This window comes from Xanthomonas hortorum (assembly GCF_011305375.1).
Classification (GTDB): Bacteria; Pseudomonadota; Gammaproteobacteria; order Xanthomonadales; family Xanthomonadaceae; genus Xanthomonas; species Xanthomonas hortorum_E.
This window is the reverse complement of record NZ_VCME01000023.1, coordinates 15401-38264: the sequence shown is the minus strand read 5'-3', so window position 1 is coordinate 38264 and position 22864 is coordinate 15401. Positions and strand designations below refer to the sequence as shown.

21 protein-coding genes are annotated in these 22864 nt (G+C 64.5%); 17 read left to right on the top strand and 4 right to left on the bottom strand.

All coding sequences use genetic code 11. The features are described from left to right. From FFY45_RS18695 to FFY45_RS18625, 15 genes are all read left to right on the top strand, one after another. Positions 1-215 (top strand): YadA-like family protein (locus FFY45_RS18695; protein ID WP_176341580.1); only part of this gene is annotated, 215 nt, incomplete at its 5' end. A 228-nt stretch (positions 216-443) separates the two neighbouring features. Next, positions 444-2333: a S8 family serine peptidase gene (locus FFY45_RS18690; RefSeq protein ID WP_176341582.1), complete on the top strand. Its 1890-nt coding sequence runs from the start codon at positions 444-446 to the stop codon at positions 2331-2333. A 154-nt stretch (positions 2334-2487) separates the two neighbouring features. Further along, positions 2488-4215, top strand: coding sequence for a type II secretion system ATPase GspE (gspE, locus tag FFY45_RS18685; protein ID WP_168957125.1), 1728 nt, complete (start codon positions 2488-2490; stop codon positions 4213-4215). A 175-nt stretch (positions 4216-4390) separates the two neighbouring features. Then, positions 4391-5608 carry a type II secretion system protein XpsF gene (gene xpsF / locus FFY45_RS18680; protein ID WP_023902633.1) on the top strand — a complete coding sequence of 406 codons (1218 nt, stop codon included), beginning with the start codon at positions 4391-4393 and terminating at the stop codon, positions 5606-5608. A gap of 123 nt (positions 5609-5731) precedes the next feature. Then, on the top strand, positions 5732-6163 hold the full coding sequence (gspG, locus tag FFY45_RS18675) for a type II secretion system major pseudopilin GspG (RefSeq protein WP_043888939.1): 432 nt from the start codon (positions 5732-5734) through the stop codon (positions 6161-6163). Positions 6164-6173: 10 nt separating this feature from the next. After that, positions 6174-6683 (top strand): type II secretion system protein XpsH, encoded by a 510-nt coding sequence (gene xpsH, locus FFY45_RS18670; protein ID WP_176341579.1) that lies wholly within the window; start codon positions 6174-6176, stop codon positions 6681-6683. Continuing rightward, positions 6680-7096 carry a type II secretion system protein XpsI gene (gene xpsI, locus FFY45_RS18665; protein ID WP_023902634.1) on the top strand — a complete coding sequence of 139 codons (417 nt, stop codon included), beginning with the start codon at positions 6680-6682 and terminating at the stop codon, positions 7094-7096. Before xpsH ends, xpsI begins: the two co-directional genes overlap by 4 nt. Next, complete coding sequence (locus FFY45_RS18660; RefSeq protein WP_176341578.1) at positions 7093-7728, top strand: type II secretion system protein J; 636 nt, start codon at positions 7093-7095, stop codon at positions 7726-7728. Before xpsI ends, FFY45_RS18660 begins: the two co-directional genes overlap by 4 nt. Then, positions 7725-8576 (top strand): type II secretion system minor pseudopilin, encoded by an 852-nt coding sequence (locus FFY45_RS18655; protein ID WP_176341577.1) that lies wholly within the window; start codon positions 7725-7727, stop codon positions 8574-8576. The genes FFY45_RS18660 and FFY45_RS18655 overlap by 4 nt, the downstream gene beginning before the upstream one ends. Next, positions 8573-9694: a PilN domain-containing protein gene (locus FFY45_RS18650; RefSeq protein ID WP_115039749.1), complete on the top strand. Its 1122-nt coding sequence runs from the start codon at positions 8573-8575 to the stop codon at positions 9692-9694. The genes FFY45_RS18655 and FFY45_RS18650 overlap by 4 nt, the downstream gene beginning before the upstream one ends. Beyond that, on the top strand, positions 9678-10331 hold the full coding sequence (gene gspM / locus FFY45_RS18645; protein ID WP_176341576.1) for a type II secretion system protein GspM: 654 nt from the start codon (positions 9678-9680) through the stop codon (positions 10329-10331). The genes FFY45_RS18650 and gspM overlap by 17 nt, the downstream gene beginning before the upstream one ends. Next, complete coding sequence (gene xpsN, locus FFY45_RS18640; RefSeq protein ID WP_176341575.1) at positions 10321-11106, top strand: type II secretion system protein XpsN; 786 nt, start codon at positions 10321-10323, stop codon at positions 11104-11106. The genes gspM and xpsN overlap by 11 nt, the downstream gene beginning before the upstream one ends. Then, positions 11103-13400, top strand: coding sequence for a type II secretion system secretin GspD (gene gspD, locus FFY45_RS18635; protein WP_176341574.1), 2298 nt, complete (start codon positions 11103-11105; stop codon positions 13398-13400). The genes xpsN and gspD overlap by 4 nt, the downstream gene beginning before the upstream one ends. 110 nt (positions 13401-13510) lie before the next feature. Continuing rightward, positions 13511-14149 carry a hypothetical protein gene (locus FFY45_RS18630; protein ID WP_176341573.1) on the top strand — a complete coding sequence of 213 codons (639 nt, stop codon included), beginning with the start codon at positions 13511-13513 and terminating at the stop codon, positions 14147-14149. Positions 14150-14276: 127 nt separating this feature from the next. Continuing rightward, positions 14277-15116, top strand: a complete 840-nt coding sequence (locus tag FFY45_RS18625) for a glycosyltransferase family 2 protein (RefSeq protein WP_176341572.1) — start codon at positions 14277-14279, stop codon at positions 15114-15116. 334 nt (positions 15117-15450) lie between these two features. On the opposite strand, the gene FFY45_RS18620 is transcribed toward FFY45_RS18625, so the two are convergent. From FFY45_RS18620 to FFY45_RS18605, 4 genes are all read right to left on the bottom strand, one after another. Next, a complete protein-coding gene (locus FFY45_RS18620) occupies positions 15451-16179 on the bottom strand; it encodes a UTRA domain-containing protein (protein ID WP_176341571.1) in 729 nt (242 codons plus the stop codon). A 105-nt stretch (positions 16180-16284) separates the two neighbouring features. Further along, positions 16285-16860, bottom strand: coding sequence for a nicotinamide riboside transporter PnuC (gene pnuC, locus FFY45_RS18615; RefSeq protein WP_176341570.1), 576 nt, complete (start codon positions 16858-16860; stop codon positions 16285-16287). Between the two features lie 235 nt (positions 16861-17095). After that, on the bottom strand, positions 17096-19264 hold the full coding sequence (locus tag FFY45_RS18610; RefSeq protein WP_176341569.1) for a TonB-dependent receptor: 2169 nt from the start codon (positions 19262-19264) through the stop codon (positions 17096-17098). Between the two features lie 32 nt (positions 19265-19296). After that, on the bottom strand, positions 19297-20454 hold the full coding sequence (locus FFY45_RS18605) for a phosphotransferase enzyme family protein (protein WP_176341568.1): 1158 nt from the start codon (positions 20452-20454) through the stop codon (positions 19297-19299). Between the two features lie 398 nt (positions 20455-20852). Between FFY45_RS18605 and FFY45_RS18600 the strand changes: the two genes are divergently transcribed. Further along, positions 20853-21692, top strand: coding sequence for a glycosyltransferase family 2 protein (locus FFY45_RS18600; protein ID WP_176341567.1), 840 nt, complete (start codon positions 20853-20855; stop codon positions 21690-21692). A 129-nt stretch (positions 21693-21821) separates the two neighbouring features. Continuing rightward, positions 21822-22853: a hypothetical protein gene (locus tag FFY45_RS18595; protein WP_176341566.1), complete on the top strand. Its 1032-nt coding sequence runs from the start codon at positions 21822-21824 to the stop codon at positions 22851-22853. The last annotated feature ends 11 nt before the right edge of the window (positions 22854-22864 follow it).

Here is a 22864-nt window from a genome sequence, read left to right as displayed (position 1 = left end):
GCGCGATGAGCTCGGCGATGTTGAACATGTCCGCCAGCGTGGCCGGTATCGCCTCGCAAAACCGCGTCGGTGCCGGCGTCGGTTTCCAGAACGGCGAATCGGCGTTGTCGGTGGGTTACCAACGTGCGATCAGCCCGCGCGCCACGGTGACGGTCGGCGGCGCACTCAGTGGCGACGACAGCTCGATCGGCGTGGGTGCCGGTTTCGGCTGGTAACGCGCTGCGGCATGAAACGCAGCGGCGCCGAGTTGCGCCGCTGCGGTAGAGCAAGGCCTGAGGGGGCGGGTAAGGACCGTGGCTGGGCCGGCCAACGGATTCGCATGGAGTGATGGCCGTACCAGGAGTGGCTGACGAAACGCAGCGTGCCGTCCGCGGTTGCGCAGCAGTTTCGAGGGTCGTTCCAAGCCTGACTTGACTGACGAAACACACGAAGAGGACTTCACCGTGATCGACAAGAATTTCCGTTTCAACCCGCTGACCGGCGCCATCCTGATGATGGCGCTCGGTGCATCGGGCACCCTCGCTGCCGCCCCGCAACTGCTGGTCAAGGAACCGACCCAGGCAGCAGCGGCCGGCGACGCATTCAGTAGCCGTCTGATCGTGCGCTACAAGGACAACACCGCCGCTGCGACCGATCGCGCCAGCAAGCTCGGCGCCGTGCAGGCCGCTGTCGGCCGCGTTGGCGCCAGCAGTGGTAGTGGTGCGCGCGCCAGCGCAGCCGCCGCCAAGGCGACGTATGTGCGCAAGCTCGGCATCGGCTCGGACCTGATCAAGCTGTCCAGCACGCTGACCGCCGCACAGGTGGACAAGGTGGTGGTGGAGCTGAAGAACGACCCGTCCGTGGCCGACGTGCAGATCGATCGCATGCTGCGCCCGGTCGAGATCAAGAAGAGTGTTGCCGCGACCGACGTGAGCCCGCAGCTGGTTCCCAACGACCCGCTGTATGCGCAGTACCAGTGGCACCTGAGCAACCCCAACGGCGGCATCAACGCGCCGGCCGCATGGGACCTCTCGCAGGGTGCCGGCGTGGTGGTGGCGGTGCTGGATACCGGCATCCTGCCCGGCCATCCGGATTTTGCCGGTAACCTGCTGCAGGGTTACGACTTCATCACCGATGCCGAAGTCTCGCGTCGCCCGACCGACGCCCGCGTCCCGGGCGCACTGGATTACGGCGACTGGGAAGAAGCCGACAACGTCTGCTACGACGGCTCGGTGGCAGAGGAAAGCTCCTGGCACGGCACCCATGTCTCGGGCACCGTGGCCGAGGCGACCAATAACGGCATAGGCATGGCGGGCGTGGCGCCGAAGGCGACCATCCTGCCGGTGCGCGTGCTCGGCCGTTGCGGCGGCTATACCTCCGACATCGCCGATGCGATCGTGTGGGCCTCCGGCGGTGCGGTGGATGGCGTGCCGGCCAACACCAACCCGGCCGAAGTCATCAACATGAGCCTGGGTGGCGGCGAACCCTGCGATCCGGCCACCCAGGTGGCGATCAACGGCGCGGTGTCGCGCGGCACCACCGTGGTGGTGGCGGCCGGCAACAGCGGCGAAGATGCGGCCAACCATTCGCCGGCCAGCTGCAACAACACGATCACCGTAGGCGCCACGCGCATCACCGGCGGCATCACCTACTACTCCAACTACGGCAGCAAGGTCGACCTGTCGGGTCCGGGCGGCGGCGGTAGCGTGGACGGCAATCCGGGCGGCTACATCTGGCAGGCCGGCTATACCGGTGCGACCACGCCGACCTCGGGCACTTATACCTATATGGGCCTAGGTGGCACCTCGATGGCGTCCCCGCACGTGGCCGGCGTCGTGGCGCTGGTGCAGAGCGCGTCGATCGGTCTGGGCGATGGCCCGCTGACCCCGGCCGCGGTGGAAACCCTGCTCAAGCAGACCAGCCGTCGCTTCCCGGTGACCCCGCCGGCCAGCACCCCGATCGGCAGCGGCATCGTCGATGCCAAGGCCGCGCTGGAAGCGGTGCTGGTGGAACCCTGCGACCCGGCCACCGAGAGCTGCGCACCGACCGCCATCGCGCTGACCAACAAGGCGCCGTTGGCTGGGCTGAGCGGCGCTGCCGGCAGCTCCACGCTGTACAGCTTCGACGCCAAGGCCGGCGCGGTGCTCAGCTTCATGACCTACGGCGGTACCGGCGATGTGTCGGTGTACGTGAGCTTCGAAGCCGAGCCCACCGCTACCTCCTACGATGCCAAGTCGACCCGCCCGGGCAACAGCGAAACCGTGCGTTTCACTGCACCCAAGGCAGGCACCTACTACATCAAGCTGGTCGGTGCGAAGGACTACGCGAAGCTGACGCTCGTTGCACGACAGTAAGCTGACGCTCGTTGCACGACAGTAAGCGGTGAAATAGTGTGACCGATGCCCCCGGCCAATCACCGGGGGCATCGTTTTTCAGGGCGATTCAGATGGGTGCGGTTGATCGTCGCGGCAAACTGCTACAGTCGGCGCCGAACCAGTGGAGACGAGTGTGAACGCGGTTGCCGTCGATCCAATTGAGCATCGAAGTGCGGAGACGCGCATCGTCGAAGCATTGCTTGAACGCCGTCGTCTGAAGGACACCGATCTGCTGCGCGCGCGCCAGTTGCAGACCGAATCCGGCATGGGCCTGCTGGCCTTGCTGGGCCGTCTGGGCCTGGTGTCCGAACGCGATCACGCAGAGACTTGCGCCGATGTGCTCGGCCTGCCGCTGGTGGACGCACGCCAACTCGGCGATACCCCGCCGGAAATGCTGCCCGAAGTGCAGGGCCTGTCGCTGCGTTTTCTCAAACAATTTCATCTGTGCCCGGTCGGCGAACGCGACGGCCGGCTGGATCTGTGGATCGCCGATCCGTACGACGATTACGCCATTGATGCGGTGCGTCTTGCGACCGGGTTCCCGCTGTTTCTGCAGGTCGGTCTGCGTTCTGAAATCGACGATCTGATCGAGCGCTGGTATGGCCAGGGCCGCAGCGCGATGGGCACCATCGTGGAAACCGCCGATGGCGATGCCAACAGCAGCGACGACATCGAAGCATTGCGCGATCTGGCCTCCGAAGCGCCGGTGATCCGGCTGGTGAATCTGGTGATCCAGCACGCGGTGGAACTGCGCGCCTCGGACATCCATATCGAACCGTTCGAAAGCCGGCTCAAGGTGCGTTATCGCGTGGACGGCGTGCTGGTGGAAGGCGAAAGCCCGCCGGCCAAACTCACCGCCGCGGTGATCAGCCGCGTCAAGATCATGGCCAAGCTCAACATCGCCGAACGCCGGTTGCCGCAGGACGGCCGCATCATGTTGCGCGTGCAGGGCAAGGAGCTGGATCTGCGCGTCAGCACCGTGCCTACCGCGCATGGCGAGAGCGTGGTGATGCGTCTGCTCGATCGCGAAACAGTGGTGTTCGACTTCTACAAGCTGGGCTTTACCGAAGATTTTCTGCCGCAGTTCCGCAAGGTGCTCGAGCAACCGCACGGCATCATGCTGGTGACCGGCCCGACCGGTTCTGGCAAGACCACCACGCTGTACACCGCATTGAGCCAGCTCAACACCTCGGACGTGAAAATCATCACCGTCGAAGACCCGGTGGAATACCAGATCGAAGGCATCAACCAGATCCAGGCCAAGCCGCAGATCGGGCTGGATTTCGCCAATGCGCTGCGCAGCATCGTGCGTCAGGATCCGGACATCATCATGATCGGCGAAATGCGCGATCTGGAAACCGCGCGCATCGCGATCCAGTCCGCGCTCACCGGCCATCTGGTGTTGTCCACGCTGCACACCAACAACGCGGCCGGCGGCATCACCCGCCTGCTCGACATGGGCGTGGAAGACTACCTGCTCACCTCCACCATCAACGGCATCCTTGCGCAGCGCCTGGTGCGCAAGCTCGACCTGCCCAATGCCGAACGCTACCTGGCATCGCCGGAGGAGGTTGAGCGTTTCAACCTGCGCCGCCTGCAGCCGGAGGGCGAGATTTACCTGTATCGCCCGCGCGCCTCGGCAGCGGCGCCGACCGGGTATCTCGGCCGCACCACCATCGTCGAATTCCTGGTGATGAACGACGAGCTGCGGCGCGCGGTGATGCGCCGTGCCGGCATGGGCGAGATCGAACAACTGGCCCGCAAGGCCGGCATGCGCACCATGTACGAGGACGGCCTGTCCAAGGCCTTGCGTGGCGAAACCACCATCGAAGAAGTGCTGCGTGTGACGGAGGATGCGTGAGAGTGAACGGAGCAACAGCGAGCATCGGATGCTCAGGATCGGAAGATAACCAGCGCAACGTCGTGGCAATGCATTGCGCACGCGCACATGTGCGCGCAATCGCGCCAACACAACGCAGCATCGCGCTTTTACCGATTCCCGATTCCCGATTCCCCAATCCCAGCTCCAACGCCTGATGCCCCTGTACCGCTACAAGGCGCTCGACGCGCACGGCGAAATGCTCGATGGCCAGATGGAAGCGGCCAGCGATGCAGAGGTGGTGCTGCGTCTGCAGGAGCAAGGCCATCTGCCGGTGGAAACACGCCTGGCCACCGGCGAAAGCGACTCGCCGTCGCTGCGCATGCTGTTGCGCAAGAAGCCGTTCGACAACGCCGCGCTGGTGCAGTTCACCCAACAGCTGTCCACGCTGATCGGTGCCGGCCAGCCGCTGGATCGTGCGCTGTCGATCCTGATGGATCTGCCCGAAGACGAAAAAAGCCGGCGCGTGATCGGCGATGTGCGTGACACCGTGCGTGGCGGCGCACCGCTGTCTTCGGCACTGGAGCGCCAGCACGGGCTGTTTTCCAAGCTGTATATCAACATGGTGCGCGCGGGCGAAGCCGGCGGCAGCATGCAGGACACCCTGCAACGCCTGGCCGATTATCTGGAGCGCAGCCGCGCACTCCGGGGCAAGGTGATCAATGCGCTGATCTATCCGGCGATTCTGCTGGCGGTGGTCGGCTGTGCGTTGCTGTTCCTGCTCGGTTATGTGGTGCCGCAGTTTGCGCAGATGTACGAAAGCCTGGATGTCGCCTTGCCGTGGTTCACGCAAGCCGTGTTGAGCGTGGGCCTGCTGGTGCGCGACTGGTGGGTGGTGTTGATCGTGGTGCCGGGCGTGCTCGGGCTATGGCTGGATCGCAAGCGGCGCAATGCGGCGTTTCGTGCCGCGCTGGACGAATGGTTGCTGCGGCAGAAAGTCGTCGGCAGTTTGATCGCACGCCTGGAAACCGCGCGACTGACGCGCACGCTGGGCACCTTGTTGCGTAATGGCGTGCCGTTATTGGCCGCGATCGGCATCGCGCGCAATGTGATGTCGAATCTGGCGCTGGTCGAAGATGTCGACGCCGCTGCCGACGACGTCAAGAACGGCCACGGCCTGGCGATGTCGCTGGCACGCGGCAAGCGCTTTCCGCGGCTGGCTCTGCAGATGATTCAGGTGGGCGAAGAGTCCGGCGCGCTGGACACGATGTTGCTCAAGACTGCCGACACCTTCGAGCTGGAAACCGCCCAAGCCATCGACCGCGCGCTAGCCGCCCTGGTGCCGCTGATCACGCTGGTGCTGGCCTCGGTGGTGGGGCTTGTCATCATCTCGGTGCTGGTACCGCTGTATGACCTGACCAATGCCATCGGATAACGTGGCGGTGGATTCACAACAACTTTCCGGTAACCGCATGACACCCATGCGGGAACCATTGCAATGCCCGCCGTGTCATCTTCTGGCGGCAGCATCTTTCATCGACGTGCAAGGAAATCGTTCATGATCAAGCGCTCCATTACCCGTAGTCCATCGCGTGCAGCCCAGGCCGGCATGAGCTTGCTGGAAATCATCATCGTCATCGTGCTGATCGGTGCGGTGCTCACCCTGGTCGGTAGCCGTGTGCTCGGTGGTGCCGATCGCGGCAAGGCCAATCTGGCCAAATCGCAAATTCAGACCCTGGCCGGCAAGATCGAGAATTTCCAGCTCGACACCGGCAAGTTGCCGGGCAAGCTCGATGAGCTGGTCACCCAGCCGGGCGGCAGCAGTGGCTGGCTCGGCCCGTACGCCAAGCCGGTCGAACTCAACGACCCGTGGGGCCACACCATCGAATACCGCGTACCCGGCGATGGCCAGCCGTTCGATCTGATCAGCCTGGGCAAGGACGGCCGCCCCGGCGGCAGCAGCTACGACGCGGACATCAAGTACCAATAAGCCTTCCGCCATGCGCGTTGCGTGTCAGCCGTTGCGTCATCCGCATGGAGTGGTCGGTCCTGGTGGCAGACGCACGCGTGGCAGTTCGTTGCTGGAAATGCTGCTGGTCATCGCCTTGATCGCGATGGCCGGCGTACTGGCCGCTGCCGCGCTCAATGGCGGGATCGACGGCATGCGCCTGCGCACCGCCGGCAAGGCGATCGCCTCGCAGCTGCGCTACACGCGCACCCAGGCGATCGCCACCGGCACCCCGCAGCGCTTTCTGATCGACCCGCAGCAGCGCCGTTGGGAAGCGCCCGGCGGCCATCACGGCGATCTGCCGGCGTCGCTGGAGGTGCGTTTTACCGGTGCGCGGCAGGTGCAGTCGCGGCAGGATCAGGGCGCCATCAAGTTCTTCCCGGATGGCGCATCTACCGGCGGGCGCATCGACCTGCGCGTCAAGGACGCCACCTGGCGTGTGGACGTGGGCTGGATCACCGGCGAAGTGCGCTCCGGCCAATTGCGGACGCCGGCGCCATGAAGCGCCAGCGCGGTTACACGTTGATCGAGGTGATCGTCGCCTTTGCGCTGCTGGCATTGGCGTTGAGTCTGTTGCTGGGATCGCTGTCCGGCGCTGCGCGTCAGGTACGCGCGGCCGACGAAAGCACGCGTGCCACGCTGCACGCGCAATCGTTGCTGGCCGCCCAGGGCATGGACAAACCGCTGGTGCCCGAGCAGCAACAAGGCAGCTTCGAAGACGGGCATTTTCGCTGGTCGATGGATGTGCGCCCGTACGACGAACCGCGGCGCAATCCGCAGGCGCCGGTGTCCCCCGGCGCGCACACGCTGCTGCAACTGACCCTGGTGGTGCGTTGGGGCGAGCAGCCCAATCAGGTGCTGCAATGGCGCACCTTGCGGCTGGTCGCTGCGGCGCAGCCAGGCAGCGCCCCATGAGCCGTTCGCGCAGCGCAGGGTTCACCCTGATCGAAGTGCTGCTGGCCACGATGTTGCTGGTCGGCGGGCTGGCATTGGCGTTCGCTACCTTGCGCTCGGCCAGTGCGGTGAGTCAGCGCGGCGAAGCGATCGCCCAGCGCAGCGAGCGCGTGCGCGCGGTGGAAGAATTCCTGCGTCGCCGGCTGGCGGCCGCGTTGCCGATTGCGATGGGCATCGACCCGCAAAGCCAGCAACCGATGTTGTTCATCGGCGAGCCGCAGCGCATGCGTTTTGCCGCCGACGTACCGGATTATCTGGGCCGTGGTGGGCCGTATCTGCATGATCTGTCGGTGGCCGGCGATGGCGAGCAGCGCAATCTGTTGATCGCGCTGACCATGCTGCAATCAGGCAAGTCGATCGAAGAGGGCACCACGCTGCCGCCGGAAAAACTCGCTGAAGACGTGCAGCAGGTGAGCTTTCGTTATCGCGGCATGGATCCGCAAAGCGGCCGTTTGAGCGCGTGGTTGCCGCAATGGGAATGGCACGACCGGCTGCCGCTGTTGGTGCGCATCGACATCCGCAGTGGCAATGCCGCGTGGCCGTCGTTGGTGGTGGCATTGCCGCAATCCAGCAATCCGGGAGCGGGGCAATGAGCCGCATGCGTGGTGCTGCGCTGGTGTTGGTGTTGTGGTTGATCGCCTTGCTCACCGCGATGATCGGCGCATTCGCGCTGACCGCGCGGGTGGAAGCACTGCAGGGCAGCATGCTGCGCAATGGCGCGCAGGCGCAGGAATACGCGCGTTCTGGCCTGGAATACGCATTGTTTCGCTTGCAAAGTGCCGACACGCAGGCACGCTGGCGCGCAGACGGCCGGCGCTATCGTTGGCAGATGGACGATGCCACTGTGGAAATTCGTATCACCGACGAAAGCGGCAAGGTGGATTTGAATATGGCCGAGCCTGCATTGCTGGCGGGATTGGTGCGCGCAGTCGGTGGCGAGCAGGGCCGCGATGCACGCATTGCCGGCGCCATTGTCGATTGGCGCGATGGCGACTCGTTGAGCCAGCCGGGCGGCGGCGCAGAAGATCGCGATTACGCCGATGCCGGGTTGCCGTACGGCGCAAAAGACGGCCCGTTCGAAACGCTGGGCGAGTTGCGCCTGGTACTGGGCATGGATGGCGAGCTGTATCGCAAGCTATTGCCCAACCTCACGCTGTACAGCGGCCGCTCGCGGCCTGAAGCGCGCTTTGCACCGGGCCCGGTGTTGACCGCGATGGGGCTGGATGCGCGGCAATTGCTGGCCCAGCGTGATGCGCCGCCGGGTTTGCCGGGCAGCGAGGCGACGCTCGGTGGCTCGGACACTTATAGTATCGAGAGCCGGGCGCGACTGAGTCAGGGACGCGAGGCCGTATTGCGGGCGGTCGTGTCCATCAGTGCGTCCGCATTACCTGGGTCGGCCTATACCGTGTTGCGTTGGGAAGAGGGAGCAGCAGTGCAATGACCGCATGGCGGGATACCTTGGGTCGTATCGGCGTACGCGCCATGCCGGGAGCCGGAGGCTTCTGGCGTTGGTGGCAGCAATCGTTGCTGGCCTGGTTGCCGCAGCGCTGGCAATGGCAGTTGGGTCTGTCGCAGTCACGCCTGTTGTTGCAACCGGACGGCGACGCGCTGCAACTGCTGCGCCAGCGCGACCACAGCAGCGAGACCATCGCCAGCCTGCCGTGGCCGGTGCAGCCGCAGGAAGTCAATGCCTTGCTGCCCACCGCACTGGAAGGACTGCCGCGGCACTGGCTGTTGCCGGCCGCGCATGCCTTGCGTCGTCCGTTGCGCCTGCCTGCCGCGGCAGCCGCGCGGCTGCAGGATGTGGCGCGTTTTGAAATCGATCGACAAACCCCGTTCACCGCCGACCAGGTGTACTTCGACGCGCGCGTGCTCGATGTACGCGAAGACGGCCAGCTCGATGCCGAACTGGTGGTGGTGCCGCGCCGCATGATCGATGGCCCGGACGGTGTGCCCGACGCATGGAGTAGCGCGTTGTCCGGCATCGATGTGACCGATGCGCATGGCCTGCCGTTAGGCGTGAACCTGCTGCCGCCGGCGCGTCGCCTGCGCCGCAGCGACCCGATGCAGCGCTGGAACCTGCTGCTCACTGCCGCCGCACTGGTGCTGCTGGCAGTGGCCGGTTGGCTGCTGCTGGACAACCGCCGCCAGGCCGCCGACGACTTGCGTGCCAAGGTGCAGGCCAACGCCGCACGTGCGCGCCAGGTCGCTGCCGAACGCCAGCAATTGCTGGATCTGGTCGAAGGTGCCACCTTCTTCCAGCAGCAACGCGCCACGCGCCCCACCTCGGTGGAAATCTGGGACGAGCTGAGCCGGCGTCTTCCCGGCGGCACCTATCTGGAAAAATTCTCGGTCGAAGGCGGGCAATTGCAGTTGATCGGATTGAGCAACGAAGCGTCCTCGCTGGTGCGCCGTCTGGAAGGCTCGCCGCTGTGGCGCACGCCCTCGCTGACCGGCGTACTGCAGAGCGATGCCGGTCGTAATGTGGACCGCTTCACCATCACCGCCGAGCTGGCCGGCCCCGATGCCAAGGAGGCGGCAGATGCCACGCAGCGTTAAGCGCGATCGCTGGATCGCTTTGGGCCTGTTGCTGCTGGTGATCGGCGTGGCCTATCTGGTGCTGGTGCACCCATGGTTCACCCAGCCGATGATCGCGGTGCAGGACGACCTGCAAGCGCTGCGCGAGCGCGAGCTGCGCGTGCGCGTGCAATTGCAGCAGGCGCCGGAAGTGAGCAAACGGTTGCGTCAGGCGCGCCAGACCCTGGAAAGCCGCCCCGGCTTCTTGCCGGAGACGTCCGCCGAACTGGCCTCGGCCGGGCTGGTGCAGCGGCTGGAACGCGCGGTGGTGGAAGCCAGCCCCGGCAACCGCAGCTGCGCCATCAGCAACCGCTCGCCGCTGCAGCCGGAGAGCAAGGACCGCTTCACCCGCGTTGCGGTGCAGGTGCGCCTGCGCTGCGGCACACCGGAACTGGCCTCGGTGCTGTACAGCCTGGAAAACGGCACCCCGCGCCTGTTCGTGGACAACCTCAACGTGATGGCGCAGCGCTACCAGCTCTCGCCCAACGAAAGCGGCAACGGCCTGGATATCGCCTTCGAACTGGCCGGCTATCTGCGCCCGGGCGCCAGCGCCGCGCCGCTGAATACCGATGCCGCACCCGCCCCCCCCGACGCCGCGGAGGCCAGCAATGCGCCTTGACCTGATCGGCCTGCGCACCTGGCTGCTGGTCACCGTGGTCGGCTGGGCGCTGCTGGTCTGCGTGCTGGCGGTGGCCGGCCTGGGCAAGCGGGTGGAGCTGCTGCCCGACGACCCGGCGCTGGTGCAGCGCCTGCCCACCCTGCCGGCACCGGCGCCGGAGCGGCTGGGTGCGTTCGAGAAATATTCGGAGATCGCCGCGCACCCGGCCTTCGCCGAAGATCGCCTGCCGCATCCGTTCTTCCTGTCCGGCAACGACGGCAGCGGCGCCGCATCGACGGTGCGGCTGACCGGCGTGCTGCTGACGGACAACTTCAAGATGGCCACGCTGACCCTGGACCCGCACGATTCGGTGCGGGTCAAACTCGGCGGCGATGCGGTCAAGGGCTGGCGCCTGCTCGCACTGCAGCCGCGCAGCGCCACCATCGAAGGCCCGGGCGGCACCCAGACCCTGGAACTGCAGGTGTTCAACGGCCAGGGCGGGCAGCCGCCCACCGCCAATGCCGGCGCGCCGGCTGCGCCCGGCGCCACCCCGCCGTTGCCCTCGCCCGATGCCGCAGCGGCAGTGCAGCCGCCGCAGCCTCAGCCCGCCACGCCTGCCCAGCAGCCCGGCGGGCAGGCACCGCCGACGGTGCCGCCGCAACGCAGCGATGGCGCCCAGGAAGCCCCACGCCCCTCCGACGATCAGATGCGTGCCATCCGCGAACGCATCGAAGCCCGACGCCGCCAGCTGCAACAGCAGCGCCAGAGCGGCTCAACCCCCGGTCAGACCCAATGAGTGAACGCATGACGCCGCGCCTGTTCCCCGTGTCCCTGCTGATTGGCCTGTTGGCCGGTTGTGCCACCACTCCGCCGCCGGACGTCCGCCGCGACGCGCGCCTGGATCCGCAAGTCGGCGCTGCCGGCGCCACCCAGACCAGCGCCGAGCAAGCTGCCGACGGCAACACCAGCGCCAAGCCGGTGCCGGTGATCCGTCGCGGCAGCGGCAGCATGATCAACCAGAGCGCAGCCGCCGCGCCGTCGCCCACGCTGGGCATGGCCAGCAGCGGCAGCGCCACCTTCAATTTCGAAGGCGAATCGGTGCAGGCCGTGGTCAAGGCGATCCTGGGCGACATGCTCGGCCAGAACTACGTCATCGCGCCGGGCGTGCAAGGCACCGTGACCCTGGCCACGCCCAATCCGGTCTCGCCGGCACAAGCCTTGAACCTGCTGGAAATGGTGCTGGGCTGGAACAACGCGCGCATGGTGTTCAACGGTGGCCGCTACAACATCGTGCCGGCCGACCAGGCGCTGGCCGGCACCGTCGCACCCAGCACCGCATCGCCGTCGTCCGCGCGCGGTTTCGAGGTGCGCGTGGTGCCGTTGAAGTTCATCTCCGCCAGCGAAATGAAGAAGGTGCTCGAGCCCTACGCACGGCCCAACGCCATCGTCGGCACCGACAACTCGCGCAATGTGATCACGCTCGGCGGTACCCGCGCCGAGTTGGAAAACTACCTGCGCACCGTGCAGATCTTCGACGTGGATTGGTTGTCGGGCATGTCGGTGGGCGTGTTCCCGATCCAGTCCGGCAAGGCCGAAAAAGTTTCCGCCGATCTGGAAAAAGTCTTCGGCGAACAGAGCAAGACGCCCAGCGCCGGCATGTTCCGTTTCATGCCGCTGGAAAACGCCAACGCCGTGCTGGTGATCACCCCGCAGCCGCGTTATCTGGATCAGATCCAGCAGTGGCTGGACCGCATCGACAGCGCCGGTGGTGGCGTGCGGTTGTTCTCGTATGAGTTGAAATACATCAAGGCCAAGGACCTCGCCGATCGGTTATCGGAAGTGTTCGGCGGGCGTGGCAATGGCAGCGACTCGAATGCATCGCTGGCGCCCGGCTCGGAAACCAGCGTGCTTGGCGGCGTCGCCGGCAATCGCGACAGCAGCATGGGTGGCAGCTCCGGCACCACCGGCGGCAGCATCGGCGAAAGCAACGATGGCAGCTCGTCCGGCAGCAGCTTCGGCGGCAGCAGCGGCAGTGGCAGCAGCAGTGGTGGCCTGGGCAATGGCAGTCTGCAGCTGTCGCCGCGCAGCAACGGCAATGGCGCGGTGACGCTGGAAGTGGCCGGCGACAAGGTGGGCGTCTCGGCCGTGGCCGAAACCAACACCTTGCTGGTGCGCTCCACGCCGCAGTCGTGGAATTCGATCCGCGACGTCATCGAAAAGCTCGACGTGATGCCGATGCAGGTGCATATCGAAGCGCAGATTGCGGAGGTCAATCTGACCGGTGAGCTGAGTTATGGCGTGAACTGGTACTTCGAAAATGCGGTGACGACGCCGTTCAATGCCGATGGCAGTGGCGGACCTGCCCTGCCACCGGCTGCGGGCCGCAATATCTGGGGCGACATTGCTGGTAGCGTGACTGGTAACGGTGTTGGTTGGACCTTCCTCGGTAAGAACGCCGCCGCGGTTATTAACGCGCTGGATCGAGTCACTAATGTACGCCTGCTGCAGACTCCGTCGGTGTTTGTGCGTAACAACGCCGAAGCCACACTCAACGTGGGTTCGCGCATTCCGATCAATTCCACCTCGATTAACACTGGGCTGGGAAGCGATAGCAGTTTCTCTTCGGTGCAGTACATCGACACCGGTGTGATTTTGAAAGTGCGTCCGCGCGTCACCAAGGACGGCATGGTGTTCCTGGATATCGTGCAGGAAGTCAGTACGCCCGGTGCACGACCTGCAGCGTGTACGGCGGCCGCAACCACCACCGTCAATAGCGCTGCCTGCAACGTCGATATCAATACGCGTCGTGTCAAAACAGAAGCTGCGGTGCAAAGCGGCGATACTATGATGCTAGCCGGCCTGATTGATGACAGTACATCCGACGGTAGCGCTGGCGTCCCGTTCCTGAGCAAGCTGCCGGTCGTGGGTGCCCTGTTTGGTAGCAAGACCCGCGACAACACGCGCCGAGAAGTCATCGTGCTGATCACTCCATCGATCGTGCGCAACCCGGAGGAAGCGCGCAATCTCACCGACGAATACGGCCAGCGATTCCGCGCGATGGAGCCTCTTCATTCTGCGAAGAATAATTGATGGGTAATAAGTAATTAATCGTTGAATTTATTTTTTTGTGATTGCGGTCGCGGAATTCAACTCTAGGCTCGGTTAATTTAAGAACACATACACATATGGATGTGAAAAATATGCGCACTAAGATTTTACTCATGTTTCTGAGTCAATTTTTTATCGCGATAGCCTCGATTGCTGTTCCTGGTATTTCGAAGGCATCAGAATATGATGATTTTGATTATGTCTGCGCTAGTGAGGCGGTTAAGAGCGGGTCCGTTGTAGATGCAATAATTCAATCAAACGAGCTGGCTGGCTACTGCAAAGAGGGTTTAGTAAAAAGGGTTCGGGATGTCTCGTTGGTCAAAAGCACGGTGATAGAAGTGTGCCAAGGATCCACAATCCCTGCGGGCTGGGTAATTGTCGAAACAGTGTCGGGGGCTCCAAACTGCCCAGGACCTAATGGATACTTGGCCTACAGAATTGAGAGGGTTCAGGGGCTGTCTCAAGTAAATGCGTGCTCGATTTCGCAGATTCCTGTGAACTGGGTTATTACTCGCGTAAATTTTGGTGATGCGAAGTGTTACGATCCAGGGAAATCGATGTATCTTTCTTACACTTTAGTTGATTCAGTTGGACAAGCCGCTATGCAGGTGTGCGGGGTTTCTCCTATTCCATCGGGCTGGGTCATTACTGCAACAACTCCCGGGGTCGCCGAGTGTTTAGACATGCCTTGGGGTGGTTATCGAGCATTTTCAATAATTAATTTGAATTAATTAAGATTGTTTGCATCTTTAGCAGATTGGCGCTGTTTTCCGGTGTTTCTCACCCCTTGGAATGTAATTTTTTTCCCAGTATTGCCTGATATAATTAAAGTTAACTGATCAGCTAGCTTAGGGTTTAATGAACAACACGCTGCCCGTCGTGCTGGTGCCGATCGGCACCGACGACGAGGCCCTGGATGCCTGCCTGGGTGCATTGGATGCGGCCACGCCCACCGGTACGCGGGTGTGGCTGGCCGACGATGCGCAGGCCGGCCCGCGCGGCCGCGCGGTGATCGAACATTGGTTGGCGCGCACGCCGTTGCAGGCGCATCACACCCGCCGCCAGCGCATGCTCGGCGAGGTGGCGCATCTGGACGAGATGCTCAGCGGCTGCGGCGATGCCGATGTGGTGGTGCTGGGTGTCGATGCCTGCCCGCTGCCGGGTTGGTTGAATCAGCTCAACGCCTGCTTTGCGCGCGATGCGGCGATTGCCACCGCCACACCGTGGAGCAATGTGGGCGAAGCCTGCGGCTGGCCGCGACTGGGCGAACTCAATCCCATGCCCGCCGCGCCGGAACGGTTGGCTGCGGCCTGCGCCGCGATGCCGCCGCTGCATCCGGAACTGCCTTCGGCCACCGGTCACGCCGTGCTGTTGCGCGGCAGTGCGCGGCGGAAGGCCGGTGGTCTGGATGGCAGCAGTTACGGCTCGTGGTACGCCGCGTTGGTCGATCTGAGCCTGCGCATGGGTGGATTGGGATGGCGCAATGTCCTGTGCGAAACCGCCTTCGTCGCCTCGCCGCATGAAGGCCGCCCGGCCGATGGCGACATGGATGCATTAGCCACGCGCTGGCCGGCCTGGCATGCACGCCTGGCCAATTTCCTGATGCACGACCCGTTGCGTGCGCAACGCGATCAACTTGCACAATTGCTGGCCGATCTACCGCCGCCGGATCCACAACGCAGGCTATTTGACGCGTAGAGCAGCTGCCTAAGGGGCATCGATGCCGCCACACGGTCCCGCAAGCGGTGAGGACACCACGCCAGACAGTTTGCTGGCTGCTTTGCTTAAACCATGCACACCGACCATCCCGGCCCGCTCACCGTCGCGGGACCTTACGCGGCATGGATGCCGCGTAAGAGCTTACAAGGACGTACTTGCAGCGTGTCCCGCGATGGTGGGCGGGCAAGGGCCCTGCAGCGAAGCCGCAGATCAGCCGCTCTGCCTTGCAGCGTGTCCCGCGACGGTGGGCGGGCAAGGGTCCTGCAGCCAGGCCGCAGTGCAGTGACTGAGGTGACGTAGCCTTGTTAGCCGCTCAAGAAGCAGAACGCGTCGGTGCCTCGGTGCGTACCACCACATCCAATGCGTCGTGGCGCCAGGATTCGATATCCAGTTCCACCGCGCGGCCGTCTTCGGCAAAGCTGACTCGTTGCAGCCGGAAGCACGGCGTGCCGGTGGTGGATTGCAGCAACATGGCTTGTGTGGCATCCAGCCCGGCCGGATGCATCGAGACGTGCGCGCGGCTCAAGAACAGGCCCAGTTTCTGGTTGAACACGCTGGACAGCGAACCGGCCAGATCGTGTTCGAGCAGACCGGGCGCCCACGCGGCCAGCACCACGTTGGTTTCCAGCAATACCGCGCGGCGGTCGATCCAGCGCCGGCGTTGCAGCACGAAGACTTCGTCGTACGGCGTTTCCAGCCGTAGCGCTGCGGCGTAGGCAGCACCGGCGGCTTGCCGGGTGGCACTCAACAGCTCGGTGCGTGGTTTGCGGCCTTGCGCCGCCACGTACTGCATGAAGCCGGCGATGCTGGTGGGGTCGTAGCGCACGCGCGGTGCGCTGACGAACCAGCCGCGCCGGTTTTCGCGGTAGATGCGACCTTGCGCTTCCAACTGCTGCAAGGCCTCGCGCAAGGTGATGCGGGTGCAGGCGAAGCGCTCGGCAAGCTCGCGCTCCACCGGCAGGCGCTGGTCCGGGCCCCATTCGCCGGCGGCGATCTGCGCGGAAATGATTTCGGTGATGGCGTGTTGGCGCGACACGCTCATGCGGCGATCCACCGATGACGGACGCAGCGCATGTGCAAGGCAGTGTGATGAAAGAGATGCATGTTGCGATGGTAAAGAAGAACGCGCCCACAAACCGCACATGGCTCAGTCGATGCCTGCCGGGTTCTGTTTCTGTTGGGTGTTCCAGCTACGCCATCCATACACCGCCAGCAGCACGAAACCGGCGTAGAGCAGGGCAGTGGGGTATAGCGCTTTGCTGAGGAATACGCCCACGTAAATGCAATCGAGCACGATCCACAGCACCCAGTTGGCGATGCGTTTGCGCGCGGCCCACACGCTGGCAACCAGGCTGAAGCTGGCCAGCGCCGCGTCCAGCCACGGCAGCGCGGCATCGGTGCGGTGATGCATATAGGCGCCGAGCGCGGCGGCAAACAGCGCGCCGATGCCTAGCGACACCCACAATTCCGCGTGCGGCATCGGTAACGGACGGATGCGTGTGTCTGCGGCGGTTCCGCGCTGCCAGTGCCACCAGCCGTACAGCTGGGTCAGCACGTAGACGCCTTGCAGCAGCATGTCCGAGTAGAGCTTCCACTGATAGAACAGCCAGGCGTACAGCGCCACCGCCACGATGCCGACCGGCCAGCACCAGCGAATGCGCCGCGCGGTCAGCCAGACGCCGAGCAGGTTGATCACGACGGCGATGGATTCGAGAAGTGACATGCAAAGCCTGATGGAAAGTGGATCAGTGGCGGCAAGGGCGGAAAATGCGAATGCGACAGTGCGTGCAGCCGGTGGAGGTCGTTCACTGCGCGAATCGCAGCTGCAGTGCACACCAGGGTCAGATCACAGCTGCCCGCATGTCGCCAGAGAAAGACCCAAACCAACAACGCCGATGCTGTTCTCTTCCCGCGCCTGCGGAGCAAGCCGCCCGCAGGGCGGATGGGGGAGCACTTTTTTAAAAATCCACCTGCACCGTCAATCGCGCAGTGCGCGGCGCGCCGGGAAACAGATACGCATCGCCCTGGTATTCACCGCTATCGCGCCAGTAGCGCTTGTCGAACACGTTGTCCACGTTCAAGCGCCAGGTCGTTGCCAAGCCGCCCAGTGCAGTGGCGTAGCGTGTGCCCAGATTGGCCACGGTGTAGGCCGGCACGCTGGCATTGCCGAGGCGATCGGCGAACTTGCGCCCGCTGTATTGCACGCCTGCCAGTAGCGCCAATCCATCGATGCCGGGCACGCTGTAGTCGGCCTGCACGCTGGCGCGCAGCTTGGGCACGTTGATCGCCTGATGGCCTTCGTACTCGGCAATGTCGGTGTCTTCTGCACGCGCACGGATCGCCGCAACGCTGGCGAAGATGCGGAGTTGCTCGGTGGCCGCGCCGTCGGCCGACAGCTCCAGGCCGCGATTGTGCAGGCGGCCTTGTTGCACGTAGAGCAGGCCACCGTCGGCCTGCGGTTGGGTGAACTGGTAGGCCTGGCGGATGTCGAACAGTGCCGCGCCAAGACGCAGGCCATCGAGCTCGATCTTCGCGCCGGTTTCCAGCTGATACGCGTTGGTGGGCGGCAGGATTTCATCGGCATTGTCGGCAAACCATGGTGCGGTGCCGCCGGCTGCCAGGCTCTTGGCGTAGCTGGCATACAACGCCACCTGCTGCTGCGGCTTGAACAGCAGCGCCGCCTGCGGCAGCACTGCGTCCTTGCGCGTGCGTCGTTCCAGTAGCCCGTCGCGATCGAACGCGCGCTCGTCCAGCCGCACATAACGCGCGCCCAGCGACAGCTCCCATTGCGAACCGAAGCCAATCCGGTCGGCCAACACCAGGGCACGTTGACGGCTATCCAGGCGGCGTTGCTTCGGGTCCAGTGCCACGTCGGTTTGTGCAAACACCTCCGGGTCGCGCTCGATACTGCCGCTGCCGACAAATTCGTTGACCGAGCCGAAACGCTCGATGGTGCGGCGTAACCAATCGCCACCGATGCTCAGACGGTGATCCAGCATGCCGGTGACCACATGGCCTTCCAATGTGGCGCGCACCTGATCGTGCACGCGGGTGTCGTCGGGGCTGCGGTAGTCGTAAACGTCGTACTCGCCCTGCGCGCTGAAGAAGTTGGGCGTGACGATGTCGGCGCAGCTGGCCGCGCCATAACAGCCCCAGGCAAAGGCCGAGAAATCGTTGATCACCGAGCGGCTGCGCGACGCCTCGGCAGTCGCGCGCCAGTTGTCGTTGAGTTGGTAGGCGTAACGCAGCTGCGCATTGAGCGAGTCCATCTCCACCGGCCGCGCCCACGGCTGGTAGCCGAGCAGGCGACGCACATCGATGTCGCGCGGCACCTGCGTGCCGCCCAACAGCTGATAGCCCGGCACCGAGCGCTGTTGCCGATGCTGGTATTCCACATCCAGTTGCAGCAGCGATTGCGGGCTGATCTTCCAGTCGCCGGCCAACGAGAGGAAATTGCGGTAGCCATCGGCATGGTCGACATAACTGTTGATGTCTTCGCGTGCGGCATTGACGCGCACACCCAGCGTGCGCTCGGCACCGAACCAGTCGCCCAGATCGGCCGCGACATAGCGCGAGCCTTGCTCGTCGGTGCCCAGGATCACGCTGCGCACATGCTCGGGCCGCTTGGTGCGGTAGTCGATCAACCCGGCCGGTTCGTTGACTCCAGATTGGAGGCCGGCCAGGCCTTTGAGCAGTTGCACCTGCTGCTTGTTTTCCAGCGCAATGGATTGCTCGCCCACCGCGCTCAGGCCATTGATGCGGTAACTGTTGGCGGCATTGAGCGAATAGCCACGCACCACGAAGTTTTCGTAGTAGCCGATCGGCGCATACGCATCGCCTGCGGAGGCATCGGCGCGCAAGACCTCGCTGAGCACGCGTGCCTGACGATCGAGCAATTGCTGGCGATCGAACACCGCGATCGAGGCCGGCGCATCCAGTAGGCGCGTGGCACCGAATCCGGTCAAGGCGGTGTTTGCATCGGCACGTTCGCCACGTACGTTCACGGCATCCAGTTCGACCGCTGCGTCGTCGGGTTGTTGTTGCGCCAACGCCGGTGTGGCGATACACAGCGCCAGTGCAAGCGCGAGCGGGCAGCGAGAGAGCAGGGTGGTGGGGGACACAGGCATGCGCAAGACTCGAAAAGAAGAAAGAAAAACGCTCATGGCAGACGGCGCGCACGTGCGTGCAGGTGTTCGATCAAACGCTGACCATCGGCACTGGCAAACCAGTCCGCGTGGCCAAGCAGATAACGGTGATAGGCGATGTCGGCGTTGCCGGCCGAGCGGGTGATGCCGGCGAAGTATTCGATCTCGCTCAAGGCGAAATCGGCATGCACGATCGGCAGCAAGGCGGCGAGCAGGCGCAGTTGCGCAGCGTCCAGTGGATAGTGCTGTGCGTACCCGTCCAGCAGTGCGTCGAGTTGGTCCAGCTGCGGTTGCGCGCGTTGCCCGTTGTCCAGATTCAGCCACGGAATCAGATTGCGTTCGATCGCGGTGGCCAGATCGAACAGCGCAAAACTGCGATCGCACAGGCCAAAGTCGAACACCGCGCTGACCTCGGTGTCCCCGTCCTGCGTGCGCCACAACAGGTTGGAGGCATGCCAGTCGCCATGCGTCCACAGCGGCGGCATCGCCCCCGGTGCCGACAACAACGGCCATGCCTGTGCGTGCCAGGGCAGCAGATGTGCGGCCAGATCGCTGCGCCACGGCCGCTGTTGAAAATCGGCGGCCAGGCCAGGGCGCGACAACAGTGCCTGTTCCAGTGCCTGGATCGGGTCTGCCTGCGCAAACACGCTGAAGTTGGCGACCAGCACGCTGGTGTCGCGCGGCGGCGCGTCGAATCCCTGTGCTGCCAGATGCAGGCGTGCCAAGGCAGCACCGGCTGCGAACGCATGCTGGTCGCTGTGGAAGGCGGTCCACGACAACGCATCGCGGTACAGATCGTCCCCGGTGCCGACGCGTTGCACTTCGTAGACCCAATCGCCTTGCGTCAATGCGGTGCGGCCCTGGGCATCGTGCAGCACCTCGACCACCGGCGCGCCGGCCCAGCGCAGATGCGCCATGAAGACGTGTTCCTCGCGCAGCGCAGCGACCGTGCGCACGCAGCAGTGGTGACGCTTGACGATCAGCATGCCGGTTACGGTGTCCACGCATGCAGCGGCGGAAAAGGGGCGTGCGCTATGCCAGCGGATCACCTCGCCACCGGCGTGGCGGGACACGCGCTGCAACACGCGATGGATCTCGTCGGCGGTCAGCATCGGCCAGTCCGGCAGCGCCAATTCCAGGCTCATGCCATGCACCTGATGCTCGGTGCTCATGGGCACGCGCTCGCCAAGAGAGCGCTGACAGGAAGTGTCAGTGGTATAGACCAAAAGAGCGAAGCCGATGCACCAGACCCGGCGCGCACGCCGGCAACGACACAGACGGCGCTGCCAGGCCGTCGTTGCATCGCGCGCGCCATCAGGCGGTCGCGATGCATGGATTGATAAGGCAGCGCAACACCGAAAGGTCGCTGGCCGTCATCTCATGGATCAGGTGTAGGGGGTGCGCCACAGGCGGCGCTACCGAAAACCGCCTGGCGGCTTTCGGGCGCGCAGTATGCCTGCTCAAGCAGGCGGCCGTCATGCCGGCCTTGCAGGAGCGGCGGCAGCGACGACGGCGATGGAGATGGCAATGGCAATGGCGCTGCGCGGCCTTGGCACGGGATAATTGCCGGATGACACCTGTCCAGATCGCCGCCGTTGTCGTTACCTATCAGAGCAGCAGCACCATCGATGCCTGCCTGTCGCGGTTGCGCGCGGCCGAGGGCATCAGCGAAATCCGGGTGGTCGACAACGCGTCCAGCGACGACACCCTGGAGGTCGTGCAGCGGCATGCGCTGGCCGATGCGCGGGTGCATTTCATCGCCAATCCCGACAACCCCGGTTTTGCGACCGCCTGCAATCAAGGCGCCCGCGACTCGCAGGCGCCCTGGTTGGTCTTCATCAATCCGGACCTGATGGTCGAACCCGACACCCTGGTGCAGCTGCGCGCACGCGCGGCCGGGCACCCGGCGGTGCTGTTGGGCGTGGAGCAGGTGGACGAACAGGGGCAGCCGGATGCCGCAGTGCGCCGCCGCGATCCGGACTTTGCCGCGATGCTGCGTGCACCGCGCGCCGCCGCCCAGCTGGCGGTGCCGGCCGACCCGGCGCTGGCCTTGCAGCCTGTGGACGCCATTTCCGGGGCCTTGATGCTGATGCAACGCAGCCTGTTCGACCGACTCGACGGCTGGGATGGTGACTACCGCCTGCACGCCGAAGATCTGGACCTGTGCCGGCGCGCGCGCCAGGCCGGTGCGCTGGTCGCGGTGGCCAACGATCTGCAGGTGGTGCACGTGCGCGGCGTCTCCAGCCGGGCGCGGCCGTTCTTCGTCGAATGGCATAAGCACCGTGGGTTGTGGCGCTATTTCCGCAAGTTCGAGGCCGGTCAACGCGGGCTTGCGACCCGGCTCGGCGTCTGGCTTGCCATCTGGACCCACGCCGCCGCGCAGGTACCGCGTTTGTTGCAAAAGAGATGAATTCGCTAGTGTTAAATTTGTGATAAATCAGTGATGGCGGCAGGCCGAAACTGTGATACGTTTCGCCTAGAAGTGTGATCAACCCCTAGCTTCCTGTCCCTTCCGGGTCCCCCATCAGGAATCGTACAAATGTCTTTACAGAACGACCCGCGCTTGCGGGTACGTCAGTCGTGCCTCGCCTTGCCGCACTCCGGCTCGGCTGCTTTACCGCCGCGCCTCACTCGCAACCTCCGCCGTTTGCCGCTGACATCTGCCGCGGCGCTTGCGCTGGGTTGTGCGCTGGCCGCGTTGCCAGGCACGGCGTTGGCCGGTGCCTGGACCCAGCCGCAGGGCGACACGCTGGTGATCGTCAAGGCGCTGCATAGCGATGGCCGTGGCTGGTTCGACGATAGCCATCACCGCACCACCTTCGGTGACGGCCAACAATTCGATGGAAACGGGCGTAGCCGCCAGGACCAGCTGAATGTCTACGTCGAGCATGGCCTGACCGACAAGCTCAGTTTTATCGGCAATTTCTATTTCACCGATGTCGGTTTCAGCAACTACGGCGGAGATGGCCGTACGCGCACCAGCACGACCGGTTTTGCCGATCAGGAAATCGGCCTGCGCTATGCGCTGCCGAGCGCGCAGGACGATGTCTGGCGCAGTTCGGTGCAGGCGTTGGTCAGCATTCCGGCGTATGGCCGCAGCAAGACCTTCCATCCAAATAATCCCGAAGCAAACTCCGATCCTGCGCTCGGCCTGGGCGACTACGGCCTGGAGCTGCGTTACAGCCGCGGGCGGGGTTACACGCTGGGCGGGCGTAACGGTTACGTCGATCTGGGTGGTGCGGTGCGCCTGCGCGGTAGCGCTGCCTCCGACGAAGTGCGGGTGGACGCGTCCACCGGTCTGAGCCTGACCCCGAGCTGGTTGTTGCTCGGCGAGCTCAACGTGATTCAGGGTCTGGGCAACGGGCGTAACAACTTTGATGTCCCAGGCTCTGCTGGCGGCGTTGGCTTCGTCGCCACTGGCACCAACTACGACCTCACCAAGCTGCAGCTGTCCACGCTGTACACCGCGCCCGGCGGCAGCCAGTGGCAGGTGGGGTACCAGCAGCCGGTGATGGGCCGCAACACCGCTGCTGCAGGCGGGCCATTCGTGGCCGCCTGGTGGCGGTTCTAAGGACACATGAC